At 55.9% G+C, this 15,963-nt stretch carries 15 protein-coding genes; 8 read left to right on the forward strand and 7 right to left on the reverse strand.

The window, feature by feature from the left end; translation table 11 throughout:
- Nucleotides 1-143: 143 nt before the first annotated feature.
- From IPI63_RS00735 to IPI63_RS00750, 4 genes are all read left to right on the forward strand, one after another.
- Entirely contained in the window at nt 144-1,298 is a 1,155-nt protein-coding gene (locus IPI63_RS00735; RefSeq protein ID WP_292476072.1) for a glyceraldehyde-3-phosphate dehydrogenase, read from the forward strand.
- Complete coding sequence (gene endA / locus IPI63_RS00740) at nt 1,299-2,366, forward strand: tRNA-intron lyase (protein ID WP_292476073.1); 1,068 nt, start codon at nt 1,299-1,301, stop codon at nt 2,364-2,366.
- Nucleotides 2,367-2,687: 321 nt separating this feature from the next.
- A complete protein-coding gene (locus IPI63_RS00745) occupies nt 2,688-3,548 on the forward strand; it encodes a 4Fe-4S binding protein (protein WP_292476075.1) in 861 nt (286 codons plus the stop codon).
- Between the two features lie 65 nt (nt 3,549-3,613).
- Complete coding sequence (locus IPI63_RS00750) at nt 3,614-3,946, forward strand: CGGC domain-containing protein (protein ID WP_214065462.1); 333 nt, start codon at nt 3,614-3,616, stop codon at nt 3,944-3,946.
- 83 nt (nt 3,947-4,029) lie between these two features.
- Here the strand turns inward: IPI63_RS00750 and IPI63_RS00755 are convergent, their stop codons facing one another.
- The 7 genes from IPI63_RS00755 to trkA form a co-directional block, all read right to left on the reverse strand.
- On the reverse strand, nt 4,030-4,677 hold the full coding sequence (locus IPI63_RS00755; protein WP_292476077.1) for a class I SAM-dependent methyltransferase: 648 nt from the start codon (nt 4,675-4,677) through the stop codon (nt 4,030-4,032).
- Between the two features lie 358 nt (nt 4,678-5,035).
- Nucleotides 5,036-5,506 carry a hypothetical protein gene (locus IPI63_RS00760; RefSeq protein WP_292476079.1) on the reverse strand — a complete coding sequence of 157 codons (471 nt, stop codon included), beginning with the start codon at nt 5,504-5,506 and terminating at the stop codon, nt 5,036-5,038.
- A gap of 310 nt (nt 5,507-5,816) precedes the next feature.
- On the reverse strand, nt 5,817-6,296 hold the full coding sequence (locus IPI63_RS00765) for a peroxiredoxin (protein ID WP_214065459.1): 480 nt from the start codon (nt 6,294-6,296) through the stop codon (nt 5,817-5,819).
- Nucleotides 6,297-6,475: 179 nt separating this feature from the next.
- On the reverse strand, nt 6,476-7,090 hold the full coding sequence (locus IPI63_RS00770) for a histone deacetylase family protein (RefSeq protein WP_292476080.1): 615 nt from the start codon (nt 7,088-7,090) through the stop codon (nt 6,476-6,478).
- Nucleotides 7,060-7,272: a hypothetical protein gene (locus tag IPI63_RS00775; RefSeq protein WP_292476081.1), complete on the reverse strand. Its 213-nt coding sequence runs from the start codon at nt 7,270-7,272 to the stop codon at nt 7,060-7,062. Before IPI63_RS00775 ends, IPI63_RS00770 begins: the two co-directional genes overlap by 31 nt.
- Nucleotides 7,273-7,628: 356 nt before the next feature.
- Complete coding sequence (locus tag IPI63_RS00780; RefSeq protein ID WP_292476082.1) at nt 7,629-9,152, reverse strand: TrkH family potassium uptake protein; 1,524 nt, start codon at nt 9,150-9,152, stop codon at nt 7,629-7,631.
- Between the two features lie 135 nt (nt 9,153-9,287).
- Entirely contained in the window at nt 9,288-10,601 is a 1,314-nt protein-coding gene (trkA, locus tag IPI63_RS00785) for a Trk system potassium transporter TrkA (protein ID WP_292476083.1), read from the reverse strand.
- Nucleotides 10,602-10,776: 175 nt separating this feature from the next.
- Here trkA and larC point away from each other — a divergent pair, with 175 nt between their 5' ends.
- The 4 genes from larC to cobA all read left to right on the forward strand — a co-directional run bounded on the left by larC (nt 10,777) and on the right by cobA (nt 15,955).
- Nucleotides 10,777-11,994, forward strand: a complete 1,218-nt coding sequence (larC, locus tag IPI63_RS00790; RefSeq protein ID WP_292476085.1) for a nickel pincer cofactor biosynthesis protein LarC — start codon at nt 10,777-10,779, stop codon at nt 11,992-11,994.
- A gap of 283 nt (nt 11,995-12,277) precedes the next feature.
- Nucleotides 12,278-13,546, forward strand: coding sequence for a glutamate-1-semialdehyde 2,1-aminomutase (gene hemL / locus IPI63_RS00795; RefSeq protein WP_214065455.1), 1,269 nt, complete (start codon nt 12,278-12,280; stop codon nt 13,544-13,546).
- Nucleotides 13,543-14,466: a hydroxymethylbilane synthase gene (hemC, locus tag IPI63_RS00800; RefSeq protein WP_366850831.1), complete on the forward strand. Its 924-nt coding sequence runs from the start codon at nt 13,543-13,545 to the stop codon at nt 14,464-14,466. Before hemL ends, hemC begins: the two co-directional genes overlap by 4 nt.
- On the forward strand, nt 14,453-15,955 hold the full coding sequence (gene cobA / locus IPI63_RS00805) for a uroporphyrinogen-III C-methyltransferase (RefSeq protein WP_214065454.1): 1,503 nt from the start codon (nt 14,453-14,455) through the stop codon (nt 15,953-15,955). Before hemC ends, cobA begins: the two co-directional genes overlap by 14 nt.
- Nucleotides 15,956-15,963: the final 8 nt, after the last annotated feature.

Here is a 15,963-nt window from a genome sequence, read left to right on the forward strand (position 1 = left end):
GCCGCAGGACGGGATGATCCGGCAAGAGCATCATTGACCGGAAGGCGCATCTTGCCGGTTGTTTATCCACTTCAGCAACCAGCTCCAGCAATCTGGAAAGGTTAAAATATAGTCACTAAGACTTCATATCAGGAGGAAGACTCTTGAAGTGCAATGCTGGCTTTGTGGGTTTTGATGGAACCGAGAATAAAAGAACTCTTCTTGCTCTGGCAGAGGTCAAGAAGGCGGCGGGGATAGATGGCGATCTCAATGTGCTCCTCAGAAAGCCTCATGGCCGGGCCAGATCCATTGTGGCCAAGTTCAACCGCCTTTACGGGGTGAATGCCTATCTCAGCGATATGGCCTCCAAAGAGAAGTGGCAGGCTGCGGGGGTCCAGATCGAGGGTGGCTATGATGATTTCTTTTCTGCATCCGACTTTATAATGGTGGGAACCCCGGGGAACGAGGAGCTGCCCTATATCGAGGCGGGCCTGGCCCATGACTGCTTTGTCTCTCTCATGGGAGGAGCAGACCGGCCAGAGCTCTGGAAGGGGTTGGAGGAGAACAAGAAGGTCAAGCTCACAGATGAGCTGAAAGAGGACTTCTCCCGCGAGTTCTTCTTCGGTCTGGAGAATTATGAGCTCTTCTCCAAGGCCAAGCCGAGGCTCGTGCAGTGCACAAGCTGCAATACCACTGGCCTTTCCCGCCTGGCCCTGGCCGCCCGGCCCTTGGGGCTCACTGCTGTTCTGGGGAACATCGACCGCAGGCACGGGGATCCGCATACTGTGGTCAAGGCCTCTCCCAGCGCCATTCAGTTCGGCAAGGGAGCGGGCCATCAGGGAACAGATGCCGGAACGATCTTCAAGGAGGTCAACTTCTCCATCCGGGCGAGCAAGGTGCCAACCACCATCCCCCACACCAACTTCCTGAACCTGATCTTCAAGGGGAGTGTGACCCCCGATCAGCTGGTAGAGCAATGTGCCAAGACGCGTGAGGTGGTGGTGGTGCCCTATCAGGATGAGGGCAGGAAGCATGAATGGACAAGTGAGATCCTGGAGGCCTTCTTATCAGGCATAGAGCGGCCGATCAACCCAGAGATCTTCGAGCTTTTAGTCTCTGATGCCATAATCCCCTTCAAACTGGGCGAGTACACCATCCTGCAGACGGTCTCCCTGGTGGAGCAGATGTCCATCGCCGTGCCAAACCATGTTGAGTCTTACCTGCTCGCTGCTGGCCATCCCGCAGACAATGTCCATTCCCTGGTGGACCAGAGCCTAGGAGTCATGCATGGCATCTGGCCGGATGAACTGAGCTGCTGAATGCTCAACTCCAAAGTCGGGCAAATCATACAGGGCCGGCTTGAGGGCTGCAAGGTCCATCTGGGCCCTGAGGCCCTTCCCGAGCTGTACGAACAGGGCTACTTCGGCCGGCCCAGGGGGAAGGGCCTGGAGCTCTCCCTGGTGGAAGGGGCCTATCTCCTGGATCGGTCCAGAGTGAGGATCCTCCAGGAGGGAGAGGAGATCGACTTCCAGGCTTTTTTTCAAGTTGCCTCCTCGCTGGAGAAGGGATTTGAGTTCCGCTATGTGGTCTATAAGGATCTAAGGGAGCGGGGCTACTATGTCCAGCCAGGCAGGCCGGATTTTCGCGTCTATCCCAGAGGAGGCCATCCGGGAAAGGGGCCGGCGGAATTCTATGTCCTGGTCATATCGGAGCGCAATCCCCTGCCTTTAAAGGAGATCATGCAGTCCGTCCGCCTGGCGGGGCAGATGAGAAAGAGGCTCATGCTGGCAATTGTGGATGAGGAGAGCGATATCACCTTCTATGAGGGGCGTGAGCGCTCCATGACCGGGATGATGATCGATCTGGAGTACGGGGGCCAGGCCACGCTGCTTGAGGACCGGGTGGTTCTTTGGGACATTGAGGCCTCCCGCCTTCTGCATGAGAATGGATTCTACGGAAAGCCAGTGGGTGAACGGCTACAGCTCTCTTTGGTCGAGTCTGCGTATCTGTTGGAGAAGGGCAAGATTCAGCTGGCTGACCGCAAGGGAGAGCCAGTCGATCTCCCAACCCTCGTCGCCCAGGCAGAGCAGATAGATGAGGACTTCGGGCTGAAGTTTGCTGCCTACAAGGATCTGAGGGAGAAGAGGCTGGTGGTCAAGACGGGATTCAAGTTCGGTACCCACTTTCGGGTATACAAGCAGGTGCAGGGGACGAAAAAAGCTCCTCATTCCGAGTATCTGGTGCATGCCATCTCCCCAGATCATGTCTTCATGCCCCCGGTGCTCTCCCGCGCCGTCCGTCTGGCCCATTCAGTGAGAAAGCAGATGGTATTCGCCTATTCAGATGATGGAATTGGATACCTGGAGATTAAGAGGCTGAAGCCCTGAATAGCTCCCCCTCTTAGTGAGGCTGCCTTCTGCCCCACTCTCTCTTTCCCTTCTGTCCACCCACTCTCTCTCTTTCCCTTCTGTCCACCCACTCTCTCTTTCTCCTCTGTCCTCTCCCACTCTCTCTTTCCCTTCTGCTCCCATTCAGCCTCTATTCAATTTGCAGTGGATGCGAGTATATACTTAATTCTGCTCCTGGATCAAGCTCAGACGGTTCTGGTTTTAGCCAGCAGCTATATTTATTACTGCATTTATTAGACTATGAAATCGTTCACCATGCTCTAGCCGGTGAGCACATCTCTTGCATAGGAGGATATCAAGATGGTTCAAGGACGAGGGATTCCAAAGCCTGTGATATACGGCAATATGCCAGCAGTCTTTCAAAGGAGGGACGGAAATTTCGAGATAAAGCTGCAGGTAACAGGAGGATTATTGACCCCCCAGCAGGTACAGAGGATAGGGGAGGTGGCTTCCAAGTACGGCTCTCAGGTCCATTTCACTGTGCGGCAGCAGGTCCTGATCCTGGGGATCCCGGAGGAGAATCTCGATCGGGCCCTGGCCGAGCTGAAGGAGGTGGGTCTGCAGCCCGGATCGGCCGGAATGGTCTTCCGCAATGTTGTCTCCTGCCTTGGCACCGATTACTGCTACAAAGCAGTGGCAGAGACTATCACCCTGGCCAGAGAGATCGGCGAGCGCTTCAGCGGCGAGAAGACCCCCGGACCACTGAAGATGGCCATCGGGGGTTGTGCTTTTCCCTGCGCCCGGCCGCAGTTCAATGAGATCGGCCTGATGGGCAGGGTCAAGCCCCAGATCGACCTTGAGAGATGTACCGGCTGCGGCAAATGCCTTGAGGTCTGCAAGGTGGGGGCCACAAGCATCGTCGAGGGGAAGGCGGTCATCGATTACGATAAATGCGTCCGATGTGGCCGGTGCGTGGCCATCTGTCCTGAGGCGGCCAAGTACTCGGCAGAGGAGGGATACATCATGCTGGTGGGTGGCAGGGGAAGCTGGCCTCCACATGAGGGCTGGGTCCTTTGTGATATGCTGCCCCGAGAGAGGATCATCCCCCTCATCGAGCGGATACTGCAGGTCTACAAAGAGGAGGCAAAGCCGGGCATGAGGATGAGGGAGTTTATCAACTCCATCGGCTTTGAGGAGTTCAAGAGAAGGGTCCTGGAGTGATGATGGGGGAGGATTTAAAGAAGAGCAGGTCCTGAAGCAGATCCTGCGCCCAAGGGTGAGCAAGAATGGTCAAGGTCGGCATCATAAGATGTCAGCAGACTGAGGATATGTGCCCCGGGACGATGGACTTTGTGGTGGCATCTGAGGGGAAGATGGGCTTTGCAGAGATGGGCCCGGTTGAGATCATCGGCTTTCTCTCCTGTGGGGGATGCCCAGGAAAGAGGGCCATTCCCAGGGCGAGGATGATGGTTGATCGGGGTGCGGAGGCAATAGCCATTGCCTCTTGCATCAGCAAGGGCAATCCTATCGGCTTTCCCTGCCCTCACTTCCATGAGATAAAGGAGGGCATCGCCAGGGGGATAGGCCCCAAGGTGGAGATAATCGAGTGGACGCATTAGGGCTGGCAGCACCAATTCTTGCTGTATCAGTCCTTGCGGCATCAGCGCTTTTGGCATCAGGGATGGTACCGGGACTTGGAGACTCATTCCTCAGGGGACGGGCTCCTCTTCCGAGCGGAGAGGGCCAGAAAGGCCCCTCTGCCATGCCCCTCAGAAAAGGGCTCAGCGGCATCTATCTTTGCATTCTTGAATATGGCCTGCCGGGCTAGAATATTGCAGAAACCAAGATCCTCCAGCCAGCTCAAGGCCTCCCGGGCAGAATAGAACCGGGCACAGCGATAGAATTTGCTGGTTTTCTTCTTCATCTCATAATCCCTGCCAGCGGGGCTATCCCGGTCGATCATCCCTATTATTAGAGCGCCACCCGGCTTGAGGACCCTCTTCGCCTCCTGGATGGCAGAAAGGGGATCTTTCAGAAAGCATATGGTAGTGACCATCAAGACGAAATCGAAGGCCCCGTCCCGAAAGGGAAGGGCTTCTGCCAGGGCATAGATGATCTCAACCCCCCTCGCTCTCGCCCTCTCTGCCATCGCCCGTGCTGGCTCAACCCCTATTCTGATGCCCAGGGGAAGGGTGAACCTGCCCGTTCCCGCTCCCACCTCCAGGCCGGTCCCGGCGGAGGGGATGAGCGATCTCAAGGCCAGGATCTCAGCATTGTATGCAGCCTGGTGCTCATCATACCACTCATCATACTCTGCTGCGTGCTCTTCGAAGATCTCTATTTGCATCATGCTCCTGTCCCGCCTGAGCCGTCAAAATGGCTGCCCTGTCCTCTGGATCCGCCGGGCATTCTGTCCAGGCCCGGTCTTCAACGGCGATGGCTTGTCGACGGGGGTGGCTGAGGTTTTGCCCTGGGATTGCCGGTTGACGAAATGCTCCACTGTGCCATTAACTACGCCCTTCTGCCCGTCGCCCCCTGATGATTAGGCAGTACTCCTGGGAGAGCTCACGCTCCAGTCTCTCCCCTCAATCTTCATCAAGCTTGGCATTTTCTATGATGCAATAGATATCCTCGTTGAAGCCGGGGGGTTTGTTTAATCCAATAATAAAAAAGGCAGGATGAACTTGGAACGCCGAGTACCGGTAAATTTATGTAAAATAATCCTTAGAATCGTGTATTATTCTTTTTAAATCGCTCTGCAGACTTGGCGTGCTTAGAATAGCGCCAATGTCCTTGGAATCAGCGCTTTGTACAGTACTCAATAATCCTGTTCTCGTGGTTTGTGAACTGATCAGTTTAAAACCAGAAGCATGCATGCTTGTCAACGCCGTGATTTCATTCAACAATTTCCATCCATTTGTTTTGAACTTATTTGCATCGGCTTCATGTTTCTGATCCCTGGCTTCTGCTTTATCAGCTCTCTCGCGATGCACTTCTTTGCCAAAGTAATAGCCTGCAGCCGCAAAGGCGATTGCCTCAACCGAACCAAATACGAACATGCTCCTGGACCAGAGAAGTTCGCTCTCGCCTCTGTTGATCAACAAAAAATATACTAAGATAAGCCAGGCTGCGATGATGATTATGCCAAGCCCATCTGCGATTTGCTCTTTCCATCCCATATGTAATCCTCCCTTAAACATATATATCAGTTTTTACGATAAATAGTTAACCTTCATAGAATTTAGATTGTGGCTCCGGGTGCTCTGATACCAGCAAAAGCAGCCAGGAACAAAGCAGACAGAATAAGGCAAGCCTTAGCATGTCTCATAGAGTCATTTGTTTCTTTGTATGCTTTAAGAAGTAAAAGAGGATGGATGGCACAGGAATTCCGGCTCCAAAGATGAGGTTATGACATGCCCAGGCATTCTTTTGTCGCTTGGATACCGGCCTGCATCCCCCAGAAAATGGGGGCGGGCGCATTCAGAGCATTCACCCCTCTGCTATTCCCTGGAGCTGCTCGAGCTTCTTTTTCACTATGCTGGCATGGCCGTCAACCTTGACTTTTCTCCAGATATGGGCTATCCTCCCCTCTGGGTCGATGAGAAGGGTGGATCTGATGACGCCATATCCCTCTTTGCCATACATCCTCTTCAGAGCCCAGGCCCCATAGGCCTCTGTGACCCTGTGATCAGGATCACTCAGGAGGAGCACCTTCAGGCCATGCTTGGCAGCGAACTTCTCATGGCTTGCGGGCGAGTCCCGGCTGATGCCCACAACCTCTGCATTAAGCTGCTGAAACTGAGGGAGGTGATCGGTGAAGTCCAGTGCCTCCCGGGTGCAGCCGCTGGTGTTGTCTTTGGGATAGAAGTACAAGACCAGCCATCCTTTCTTCCTCTCTTTTAAGCAGAAATCCCCTCCCGTTGCCATCGGCAAGCAGAAATCCGGGGCCTCATCTCCTACCTCGACCATATCCAATGCCCTCTCATTTTTCGATGGCTCTGTTTTGGAGTGATGAAGATAAAAGGGTATGCAATAAGAATATGCAGTATGGATTAAGAGATTGGATTAAGAGATTGAATTAAGAGATTTGATTAAGAGATTGGATTAAGAGATTGGAATAAGAGTGTGAGATCGGAGCCTTCCTCCGCTCACCTGAAGCCCTCGATGAAGCTCTTTATGCACCATCCCAGGTCCGGGTGATATCCCCCCTCCAACAGAGCGAACCTCCTTCCCCTGCACTTCTCCTCCGCCCCTTCCCGGATGGCCCTGCCGATCTCCTTATAGTCCTCGATCTTCAAGAGTCCGCCCCAGTCCTCCAAATAGGTGTCAAAGCCGGCGGAGACTCCCACAATATCGCAGTCGAAGCCCAGGAAGGCCTCCTTTACCTGGGCCAGATACCGGCTCTGATCCATCCTCAGATACTCAAAGCTCTCGTCAACCGACCAGGGGTTGACGATCTTCACATTGCTATCTGCCCGGAAGATGCTCACTGTACCATCGCCAAAGTGAAGATCGATATCGATTATCAGCACCCGTTTCGCTTTGGGCCTGATCTTCTGTACTGCTATGGCCATGTTATTGAAATAGCACATTCCCCAGGCCCTGTTGGCTGATGCATGATGCCCTGGCGGGCGGATAAGGGCAAAGGCAGGCTCACCCTCTAAAGAGAGCTCAGCAGCACATATAGCCCCTCCGGCGGCAAGGGCAGCGGCATCATAAAGCCCCGAGCTCTTCACCCGTTCGATATGTCCAATCCCATGCACCCTGGCGATATCCTCAAGACTTGCCGCCAGGGGCTCGATGAACTGGAACCTCCCAGCATTGCCGCGGGGAGGGCGACTCTGTCAGCATTCTCCACCGGGTTTGTCGGATACCGTCTCTCCATCTCCCTGCTATAGACTATCTTCACAGTATTCTCACAGCCTGAGGATTGATCTTTTGCCACTTATATAATTCATTCCGTCGGCATTGACTGAAAGTTGCAAATGAATATGATGATCAAGCAAATCGATCGCCCAGTCCAGAGCAATTGGAGGGAGGGAAAGCTAGACCGCTGACGGCACCAGAGATGCAGCATAAAAGCCAAACGGCCAATAAGGTCGAAAGAGAGAGCCGTTTTAGCTGTCATAGTATGCTCTGACGGCTCCATCTGCTGAATCACGCCTGGCTTGATGGGCGCAGGATAGAGCCACTGGCAGAACAATCCGGGCGCTCCGGGATTGACAATCTCTTTCAGGCTCCTGCAAAAGGGATGCTGAAAAAGGCCAATTGGCGAAGAGACTGAATATCGGGCTTTCCCATTCATTTCTTCCAGAACTCAGGCACAAGGAGGACCAGGGCAGTCACCACCTCCAGCCTGCCGATCCACATGCATAAGAAGAGGAGCATCTTGCCGGCGGGATGGATCTGGGCAAAGCTGTTGGCCGGCCCGACCATTCCAAATCCCGGCCCGACGTTCCCCAGGGTGGTGGCTACTGCCGAGAGTATGCCCTCCATATCCATCCCCGGATCACCAGAGCAGATGATGGCCAGGAGGAGGGTTGCCAGGGCGAAGATGAGGAGGTAGGTGGAGACAAAGATGTTGCTCGCCCTTAAAACCTCCTCTTTCACCACCACCTCACCCAGGCGGACGCTCAGAACAGCCTTGGGATGGATGGCGCGAATCAGCTCTCTGTATGCACTCTTCAATATCAATACCAGCCGAACAACCTTAATCGCCCCTGCAGTAGAACCGGCACAGGCTCCAATGACCATCAGCAAGAGGAGTGTGATCTTCCCGGCAGGGGCCCATAGGTCAAAATTGTCTGTGGCAAAACCGGTTGTGGTCATAATTGTCACAACCTGGAAGCCCGCAAGCTGAATCTTCCGCCAGATGTCTCCCTCCAACCCTCCCCAGAGGATGATGATCGATGTGGCCACAAGGATGATCAGAGCATAAGCCCGAAACTCCAGGTCACTGATCAGAGCCTTCCGTTCAGAGGTGAGCATCCTGTAGTGCAGGGCGAAGTTAGATCCAGCCAGGAAACAGAAGAGGGTGATGATGGCATCTATCATCCAGCTATGGTAGGCCATGATGCTCAACCCCTGAGGGGAGAAGCCTCCCGTGGCCATGGAGGAGAAGGCATGGCAGAGGGAGTCGAAGAGGGGCATTCCTGCCAGAAGGAGGAGGACTATCTCCACTATGGTCAGGAGGATATAGACCATCCAGAGCATTCGAGCTGTCTGCTTGATCCTCGGCTTAAAAGATCCCTTGTCAGGACCTGGAACCTCCGCCCGGTAAAGCTGCCGGCCCGCCACTCCCAGGCGGGGCAGTATGGCCACGAAGAGCAGTATGATCCCCATTCCTCCCAACCACTGGGCAAAGGACCTCCAAAAGAGCAGTCCCATGAATGAATCATCAGGGCCGGCTCTTATCCGGAAGGGGGTGAGATCGGCGGTCATCCTCACCAACTGAAACTGAATATCCGTTGCCAGGCTGCTCTCGACCAGGCTCTGATTTATCGTCCAGTATCCAAGCTGATCTGTCTCTGTGAATATGGATGAGCCGGTGGTGGTAAAGGCGGACATGGACTCGAAGAGGCCATCTACGAGGTTCATACCCAAGAGGAGATAGGGAAGAGCGCCGAAGAAGGCGGCGACCAACCATCCCAATGCCACCAGAGCGAATGCCTCTTTCAAGCCCGGATCTTCCTCAGAGGAGAGCCTTCCCAGGAGCATTCCCGTAGCCAGGCTGAATGAGGAGGTAGCGGCAAAGGCGATCACCCCGCCCGTCTCCCCATAGATGGCTGCCACTGCACCTGGAAGAAGAAGCAAGACGGACAACAATTTCAGAAGCTGTGCCAGCAGCCACAGAAACACCCTGATTTTCATCTGATATTGCCGCACCAAAATGGCGGAGGGCATCCTCCTGGAGGTGGCTTTTATCCTGTATTCCTATAAAAATGATCTGCTCTTATGCTCTTAAATCACAAAGAGTTTTTTTACCTTGGAGAGAGCATCCGGCATAGACATCACAAAGACCCGGTCGCCGGCTGACACCCTGAGGTCATCATAGGGGACGATCGGCATGCCATCTCTCAGTATCATTCCAGCCAAAGAGCCCTTGGGAAGCTCTTTGGATATCGATTTTCCGATGATCTTCGAGCCCGGCCTGGCGATGAAACCCACCAGCTCCATCCTCTCATCGCTCAGTGTGATGACCTCCTCTCCGCCGATCACCCTCTGGAGGACGGCATCAGCTGTCACCTGCCCGGGGCTGATCGCCCTGTCCACCCCCACCATCTCGAAGAGCCTGATATAGGCATTCCTGTTGACGCGGGAGAGGATCTTCTTCGCTCCCAGTTGTCTGGCCAAGAGGGAGCATAACAGGTTCTTATCATCAAGCCCGGTTACGGCAAAGACAACATCCATCGTCCCCGCCCCCTCCTCTTTAAGAAGGGAGAGGTCAGAGCCATCGCCATTGAGGATCATCGTCCCTGAGAGCTTATCTGCAATCTCAGCGCAGCGATCGGCATCCTTCTCTATGATCTTGACGTCCATGTCCATCCTCTCCAACTGGCTGGCCAGGTAAAAGCCCACCATTCCTCCGCCCACAATCATCGCCTTCTGGGTGGCCTTGGACTCATGCAGCATCCTTCCCAGGGCGGGGATGGATCTGTGGTCACACAGCAGCATGAGATGATCGTTTTCCTTCACTTCATCGCCCTTTTTGGGGATAGCTATCTCACCTGCCCGGTTTATGGCGATCAGGTTGCAGTTGTTGGGAAGGATGATATTCTCCACCGATCCTTGGATATTCATCTCATCGGTCACCTTGAACTCCACCAGATTGACCAGCCCATTGGCCAGCTCCCGGTTCATGAGCAAGGAGGTGAAATAAAGAGAGCCTGCCATATCCTCGGCCATGGTCAGCTCTGGACAGATCATGAAAGATATGCCTACCTCCTTTCGATCCTGGACTGGCTGATCTATGTACTCCGGATTGCTCACCCTGGCGATCGTCTGGCTCACCCCAAAATGAGAGGCTATGATGCAGGTTATAACATTCACCTCATCGTTTCCCGTCACAGCGGCAACGATATCCGCCCTCTTGACATCCGCCTCGGAGAGGAGCCGGGCATTGGCGGCATTACCCTGCAGGACCTTAACATCCATGTCCTGAAGCCTGGCACAGGCATCGGGATCTTTGTCTATGACAGTCACATCATGATCGGTATGCAACTCGCTGGCTATGAGAAAGCCCACCTCGCCAGCCCCCGTGATCAGGATTCGCATCTTGTTTCCTCCTGCGGTATTCCAGCCATATTCTGCCCATTGAGGGCCCTTTCAGCTGAGAGCCCCTCCCATTGAGGGGCCTTTCCGCTGGGAGCCCCTCCCATGTTGGTTCCTGGATATAAGCCTTTTCTGACCGGCCGATCTGTATATATCGGCAGAACGCTCAGGCCTATGCATGCTTGCCCTTCTCTTTGACCCCAATGCCGGCGCAGCCGGAGACATGATCATGGCCTCGCTCCTCGATCTGGGGGCAGATGAAAAGAGGGTCCGTAAGGCTGTGGAGTCGGTGGGCTGCAGCCTGGAGATCGCTCGGGAAGAGAAGGGGCACATCGCCGCCACCAGGGTGCGGGTGAGCTCCGATCGGAGGTATCACTCATTGGAGGAGGCGGTATCCATACTCCAGGGCTCAAGCCTTGAGGGCGAGGCCCTGAGGAGAGCACTTGCCGCTCTGGACATCCTGGCAGAGGCGGAGAGCCGGGTTCACAATATTCCCAAGAGCAGGGCCCATTTTCATGAGGTCGGTGCCCTGGATGCGCTCGCAGATATCGCCGGCTCCTGTGAGGCTGCCAGCAGCCTGGAGACGGAGGTGATCCTGTCCCGGCCAGTCTCCGTAGGCGGGGGATATGTCCAGTCTGCTCACGGGCTTCTTCCCGTTCCCGGGCCGGCAGCCCTGGAGATCCTGAGGGCTTGGGATATTCCCTGGATGGGGGGGCCGGTGGACGATGAGCTTCTCACCCCCACTGGGGCGGCCCTCCTGGCGGCTATTGTAGACGAGTTTGTCCCCCGCTTCCCCTTAATCGAGGCGGAGAGGGTGGGATATGGCGCGGGCAGCCGGGACCTGGCCGTTCCCAACCTGCTGAGAGTGCTCCGGGCACGGCTCGCCCCTCCTGCCGGTAGGGCTGCAGGGGATCATGATAATCCTGATCAGCATAAAGACCGGGTAGTGCAACTGGAGAGCAATGTGGATGATATCACCGGCGAGATACTGGGCCATTTGATAGAGCAGCTCATGCAGGCTGGAGCACTGGATGTCACAGTCAGCCCCGCTGTGATGAAGAAGGGGCGGAGCGGGAATATCATCCGGGTCATAACCAGCCACGAGGATATGTCAAATCTGGCCGGGATGATAGTGAGGGAGACGGGGTCACTGGGGGTCAGAGTCTTTCCCAGCCTGCACCGTTTTGTGGCGGAGAGGGAGATGAAGGCGGTGGAGCTGGAGATCGGGGGAGAGACCTATAAGTCTGCTGTTAAGATCAGCCGGATGGACGGCCACCTAATCAATGTCAAGGCAGAGTACGAGGACTGCAAGGGCATTGCAGAGAGGGCAGGCCTGCCCTTGCGCATAGTCATTAGAAAAGTGGAGGAATTGGGTTGGCGGGCAGCAGATCTCTGATTCGTGCCATCCCTTTGATCACCATTTGATCGATGCCGGCTATCTGATCTATGCTGGTTATCATAGCCATGCTGCCCGCACGCCCTCTTCTTTAAATCCTTCTCATCACCCTCATCAATCTCATCACGTTCATCAATCTCAGCACTCTGATAACACTTGCATTATAATAATATAGTATTAGCTGTAATTCCTGTTATATATAGTTTTTGTAAATAATATGATGATGGCAGGATATGCCTTAGTCGCAAGATTGATTAATCTGCCCAGAGAGAGTCCTCCTCTGATGCGTTTTGACTCTTCCATCCGGCTCTTTGATAGCGCCAGAAGGCTGATGCCTGGCGGGGTCTCAAGCCCCGTGCGCGCCATATCTCCTCATCCCTTCTACACCGCCCGGGCAGACGGCCCCTATCTATGGGATTGCGACGGCAACAGGTTCATCGATTACTGCCTGGCTTACGGCCCTATGATCCTGGGCCACCGCCATCCAGCGATAAGAGACGCTGTGGCCGATCAGATGGACCGGGGATGGCTTTATGGCACCCCCAGCGAGCTGGAGGTCAACCTGGCCGGGAGGATATCCGGCCATTATCCCAGCATGGAACGGCTGCGCTTTGTGAGCAGCGGAACCGAGGCCACCATGGCTGCGATTCGCGTCGCCCGTGGCAGCAGCGGCAAAGATATGATCATCAAGATCGAGGGCGGCTTTCATGGCGCCCATGACAGCGTTCTGGTGAAGGCGGGCTCAGGGGCCACCACCCTGGGGATTCCCGATTCACAGGGTGTTCCTGCAGATGCCGTCAGGAATACTCTCCAGGTGCCCTATAACGATCCCGCTGCCCTGGAGGAGGTCATGGAGCAATTCTGCGGCCAGATCGCCTGCCTGATCATGGAGCCGGTCCTGGGGAACATCGGCCCCATCCTGCCGGAGAAGGGCTACCTGCAGGAGGTACGGCGCCTAACTGAGAAGAACGATATCCTCCTGATCTTCGATGAGGTCATCACCGGCTTCCGCCTATCCCTGGGCGGGGCACAGGAGCTCTTTGGCATCAAGCCCGATCTGACCACTCTGGGAAAGATCATCGGCGGAGGCTTCCCCATCGGGGTCTTCGGGGGGCGGGCCGATCTGATGGACCGGGTGGCTCCTGGGGGAGCGATCTATCAGGCGGGAACGTTCAATGGAAGCCCAGCTTCACTGGCGGCTGGCCTGGCGACCCTGGATGTCATGGAGAAGGAGAACACCCTCCATAAGCTCAACCGGATGGGCGCGGAGATGAGATCGGCCCTCAAAGAGATAGTAGAGGACCTCGGCCTGGACTATAGCGTGGTGGGCATAGCCTCCATGTTCAAGATATTCTTCGGCCCGGAGCCTCATGACTATGCCCAGGCCTTAAAGTGCGATCGGGCCGGCTATCTGCACCTCTTCCGCAGGATGCTCAATTCCGGTGTCTTCCTCACCCCCAGCCAGTACGAGACCGATTTTATCTCTGCAGCGCACACCCAAGATGTGATCGAGACCACCCTGGAGGCGTTTCGCTCCTGCCTGAAAAGCTGATTGTGGGGACGAGGGGCAGCCCTTTAGCCCTGCGCCAGACGGAGATCGTCCGGGAGAGGCTGAGCTCTCTGGGCATCCAGACTGAGCTGCGCAGGGTGAAGACCAGCGGGGACCTCTTCCTGGACAAGCCCCTTCACCAGCTTGGTGGATTTGGGGTCTTCGTGACGGAGATCGACGAGCGCATGCTCGCAGGAGAGATCGATCTTGCTGTGCACAGCATGAAGGACCTTCCCAGCAAGAGGCCTGAGGAACTGTCCCTCTCTGCCGTCCTGAAGCGGGACTCCCCCTACGATGCCCTCCTCTGCCGGAGGGATTCAGCTGAAGGCATAGAGGAGCTTGACTGGGGAGCAACAGTGGGCACATCGAGCATGCGGCGGGCAGCTCAGCTTCTCCGCGCCCGGCCCGACCTGAATATCTCAAGCCTGCGGGGTAATCTGCAGACCCGGCTGAGAAAGCTGGAACAGGGAGAGTATGATGCCATCGTCCTGGCCGAGGCAGGCCTTGAGCGCATGGGCCTGAACCCTGGGCATGTGAGGCTGGACGGGGAGAGGTTCGTTCCCTCTGCCAACCAGGGGACGATAATTGTGGTTGCCAGGGCCGGGTCCCTGGCTGAGGCCTGCTCTCGACCCCTCGATGATGCTCATACCAGAACTGAGACCATGATCGAGCGCAAGATCATGGAGGTGGTGGGCGGAGGCTGTGTGGTCCCCATGGCAGCCCATGCGCGAGTGGAGAAGGAAAAGGCCAGGGTGCTGGCGGAGGTCTTATCCCGGGACGGCAAGCGGTTCGTCCGCCTGGAGGAGAGCATCCCTCTTGAGGAGGATTATCTGAGACTGGCAGAGGATATAGGAGAGCGGCTGATGAGGATGGGAGGAAGAGAGCTGGTGGATGAGGCGGTGAGGTTTTTTGGCAATAGGTAGAGTTTGTCTGGTGGGAGCTGGCCCCGGAGATCCGGAGCTGCTGACTGTCAAGGGAAGAGAGAGGCTCATGGAGGCAGATGTAATCCTCTTCGACCGGCTGCTCGACGGCAGGATGCTGGAGGGGTTGAATGCAGAGCTGATCGACGTGGGCAAGAATGCGGGCAGGCACAAACTCAGGCAGGAGGAGATAAACCAGCTCCTGGTAGAGAAGGCAGAAGAGGGAAAGATAGTGGTTCGGCTGAAGGGCGGGGATCCCTATCTCTTCGGCCGGGGAGGGGAGGAGGCAGTCGCCTGCCGGGAACGGGGAATACCGTTTGAGGTTGTCCCAGGAGTCACCTCGGCCATCGCCGCTCCCGGTCTGGCGGGGATTCCAGTAACCCACAGAAGGGTGGCCTCGGCCTTGACCATAGTCACCGGCCATGAGGAGCCGGGAAAGGAATCGCCACTGGATTGGAATGCCATTGCCCGGCTTGAGGGAACTTTAGTGGTGCTGATGGGAGTATCCCGGCTGGATGAGAACACAGACAAGCTCATTCAGGCGGGAAAGCCTCCCCAGACACCAGCAGCCATAGTGGAGAGGGGTGGCTGGCCGGATCAGAGGCTTGTATCCGGGACCTTGAAAGATATTGCCGAGAGGGCAAAGAGAGAGAAGGTGCAGTCCCCAGCCATTCTGGTGGTGGGGGATGTAGTCCGTCTGGCAGAGGCGCTTGCTCCGGAGAAGATCGCCATCCTCAGGCCGGCTGGCCAGCAGGAGGAGTCGGTGGCTTTGGCGGAGCGCTATGGATTTATTCCCCTATCCGCTCCGGCCATCGCTCTGAAGAGAAGGCCTCTGCCAGCTGATCTGCTGGAGAGGATCGATGCTGCAGAGTGCGTGGCCTTCACCAGCGCCAACGGGGTATACATCGCCCTTGAGGATAAGGCCATATCCAAGGCCTTGGCAGCAAAGAGGATCGTGGCCATCGGCCCCCGGACAAAGAAGGCCCTGGAGGAGCATGACATCGAGTCGGAGACGCCGGAGAGCTACAGCTCAGAGGGTCTGGAGAGGATGCTCAAGGGCAGGCACAAGAGCATCCTCTTCCTGCGCAGTGCCCAGGGGAGCAAGTATCTCTCGCGCGGCCTGAGGGAGGCGGGAATTGTGGTGGACGATATTCCCCTTTATGAGGTGGTGGACTCCTCCGACCCCCGCTTAGACCGGCTGATAGAAGAGGCGGAAAAGGTGGATATCTTCGCCTTCACCAGCTCTTCCACTGCCCGAAACCTCCTTTCAAGGGCCAGGGAGATGGGGCGGGAGGAGAAGTTGCGAGATGCTCTGGCCAAGTCCACAGTGACCGCCATTGGCAAGCCCACTGCCGAGGAGCTATTCCGCCTGGGGGTGGCAGTGGATATAATCCCGGAGAGGTTCACCTTTGAGGCGATGCTCGAGGCTCTGGCCAGGAGGAAGAGGGCCTCTGGCATTGATCCAGGGGTGACGAAGGATAAAATGGAGTGATGAAGTCT

Source organism: Methanothrix sp. (assembly GCF_016706325.1).
GTDB lineage: Archaea > Halobacteriota > Methanosarcinia > Methanotrichales > Methanotrichaceae > Methanothrix.

Coding starts and splice junctions, on each gene's coding strand:
- endA (WP_292476073.1), top strand. CDS start 1,299: ATGCTCAACTCCAAAGTCGGGCAAATCATACAGGGCCGGCTTGAGGGC.
- IPI63_RS00745 (WP_292476075.1), top strand. CDS start 2,688: ATGGTTCAAGGACGAGGGATTCCAAAGCCTGTGATATACGGCAATATG.
- IPI63_RS00750 (WP_214065462.1), top strand. CDS start 3,614: ATGGTCAAGGTCGGCATCATAAGATGTCAGCAGACTGAGGATATGTGC.
- IPI63_RS00755 (WP_292476077.1), bottom strand. CDS start 4,677: ATGATGCAAATAGAGATCTTCGAAGAGCACGCAGCAGAGTATGATGAG.
- IPI63_RS00760 (WP_292476079.1), bottom strand. CDS start 5,506: ATGGGATGGAAAGAGCAAATCGCAGATGGGCTTGGCATAATCATCATC.
- IPI63_RS00765 (WP_214065459.1), bottom strand. CDS start 6,296: ATGGTCGAGGTAGGAGATGAGGCCCCGGATTTCTGCTTGCCGATGGCA.
- trkA (WP_292476083.1), bottom strand. CDS start 10,601: ATGCGAATCCTGATCACGGGGGCTGGCGAGGTGGGCTTTCTCATAGCC.
- larC (WP_292476085.1), top strand. CDS start 10,777: ATGCTTGCCCTTCTCTTTGACCCCAATGCCGGCGCAGCCGGAGACATG.
- hemL (WP_214065455.1), top strand. CDS start 12,278: ATGCGTTTTGACTCTTCCATCCGGCTCTTTGATAGCGCCAGAAGGCTG.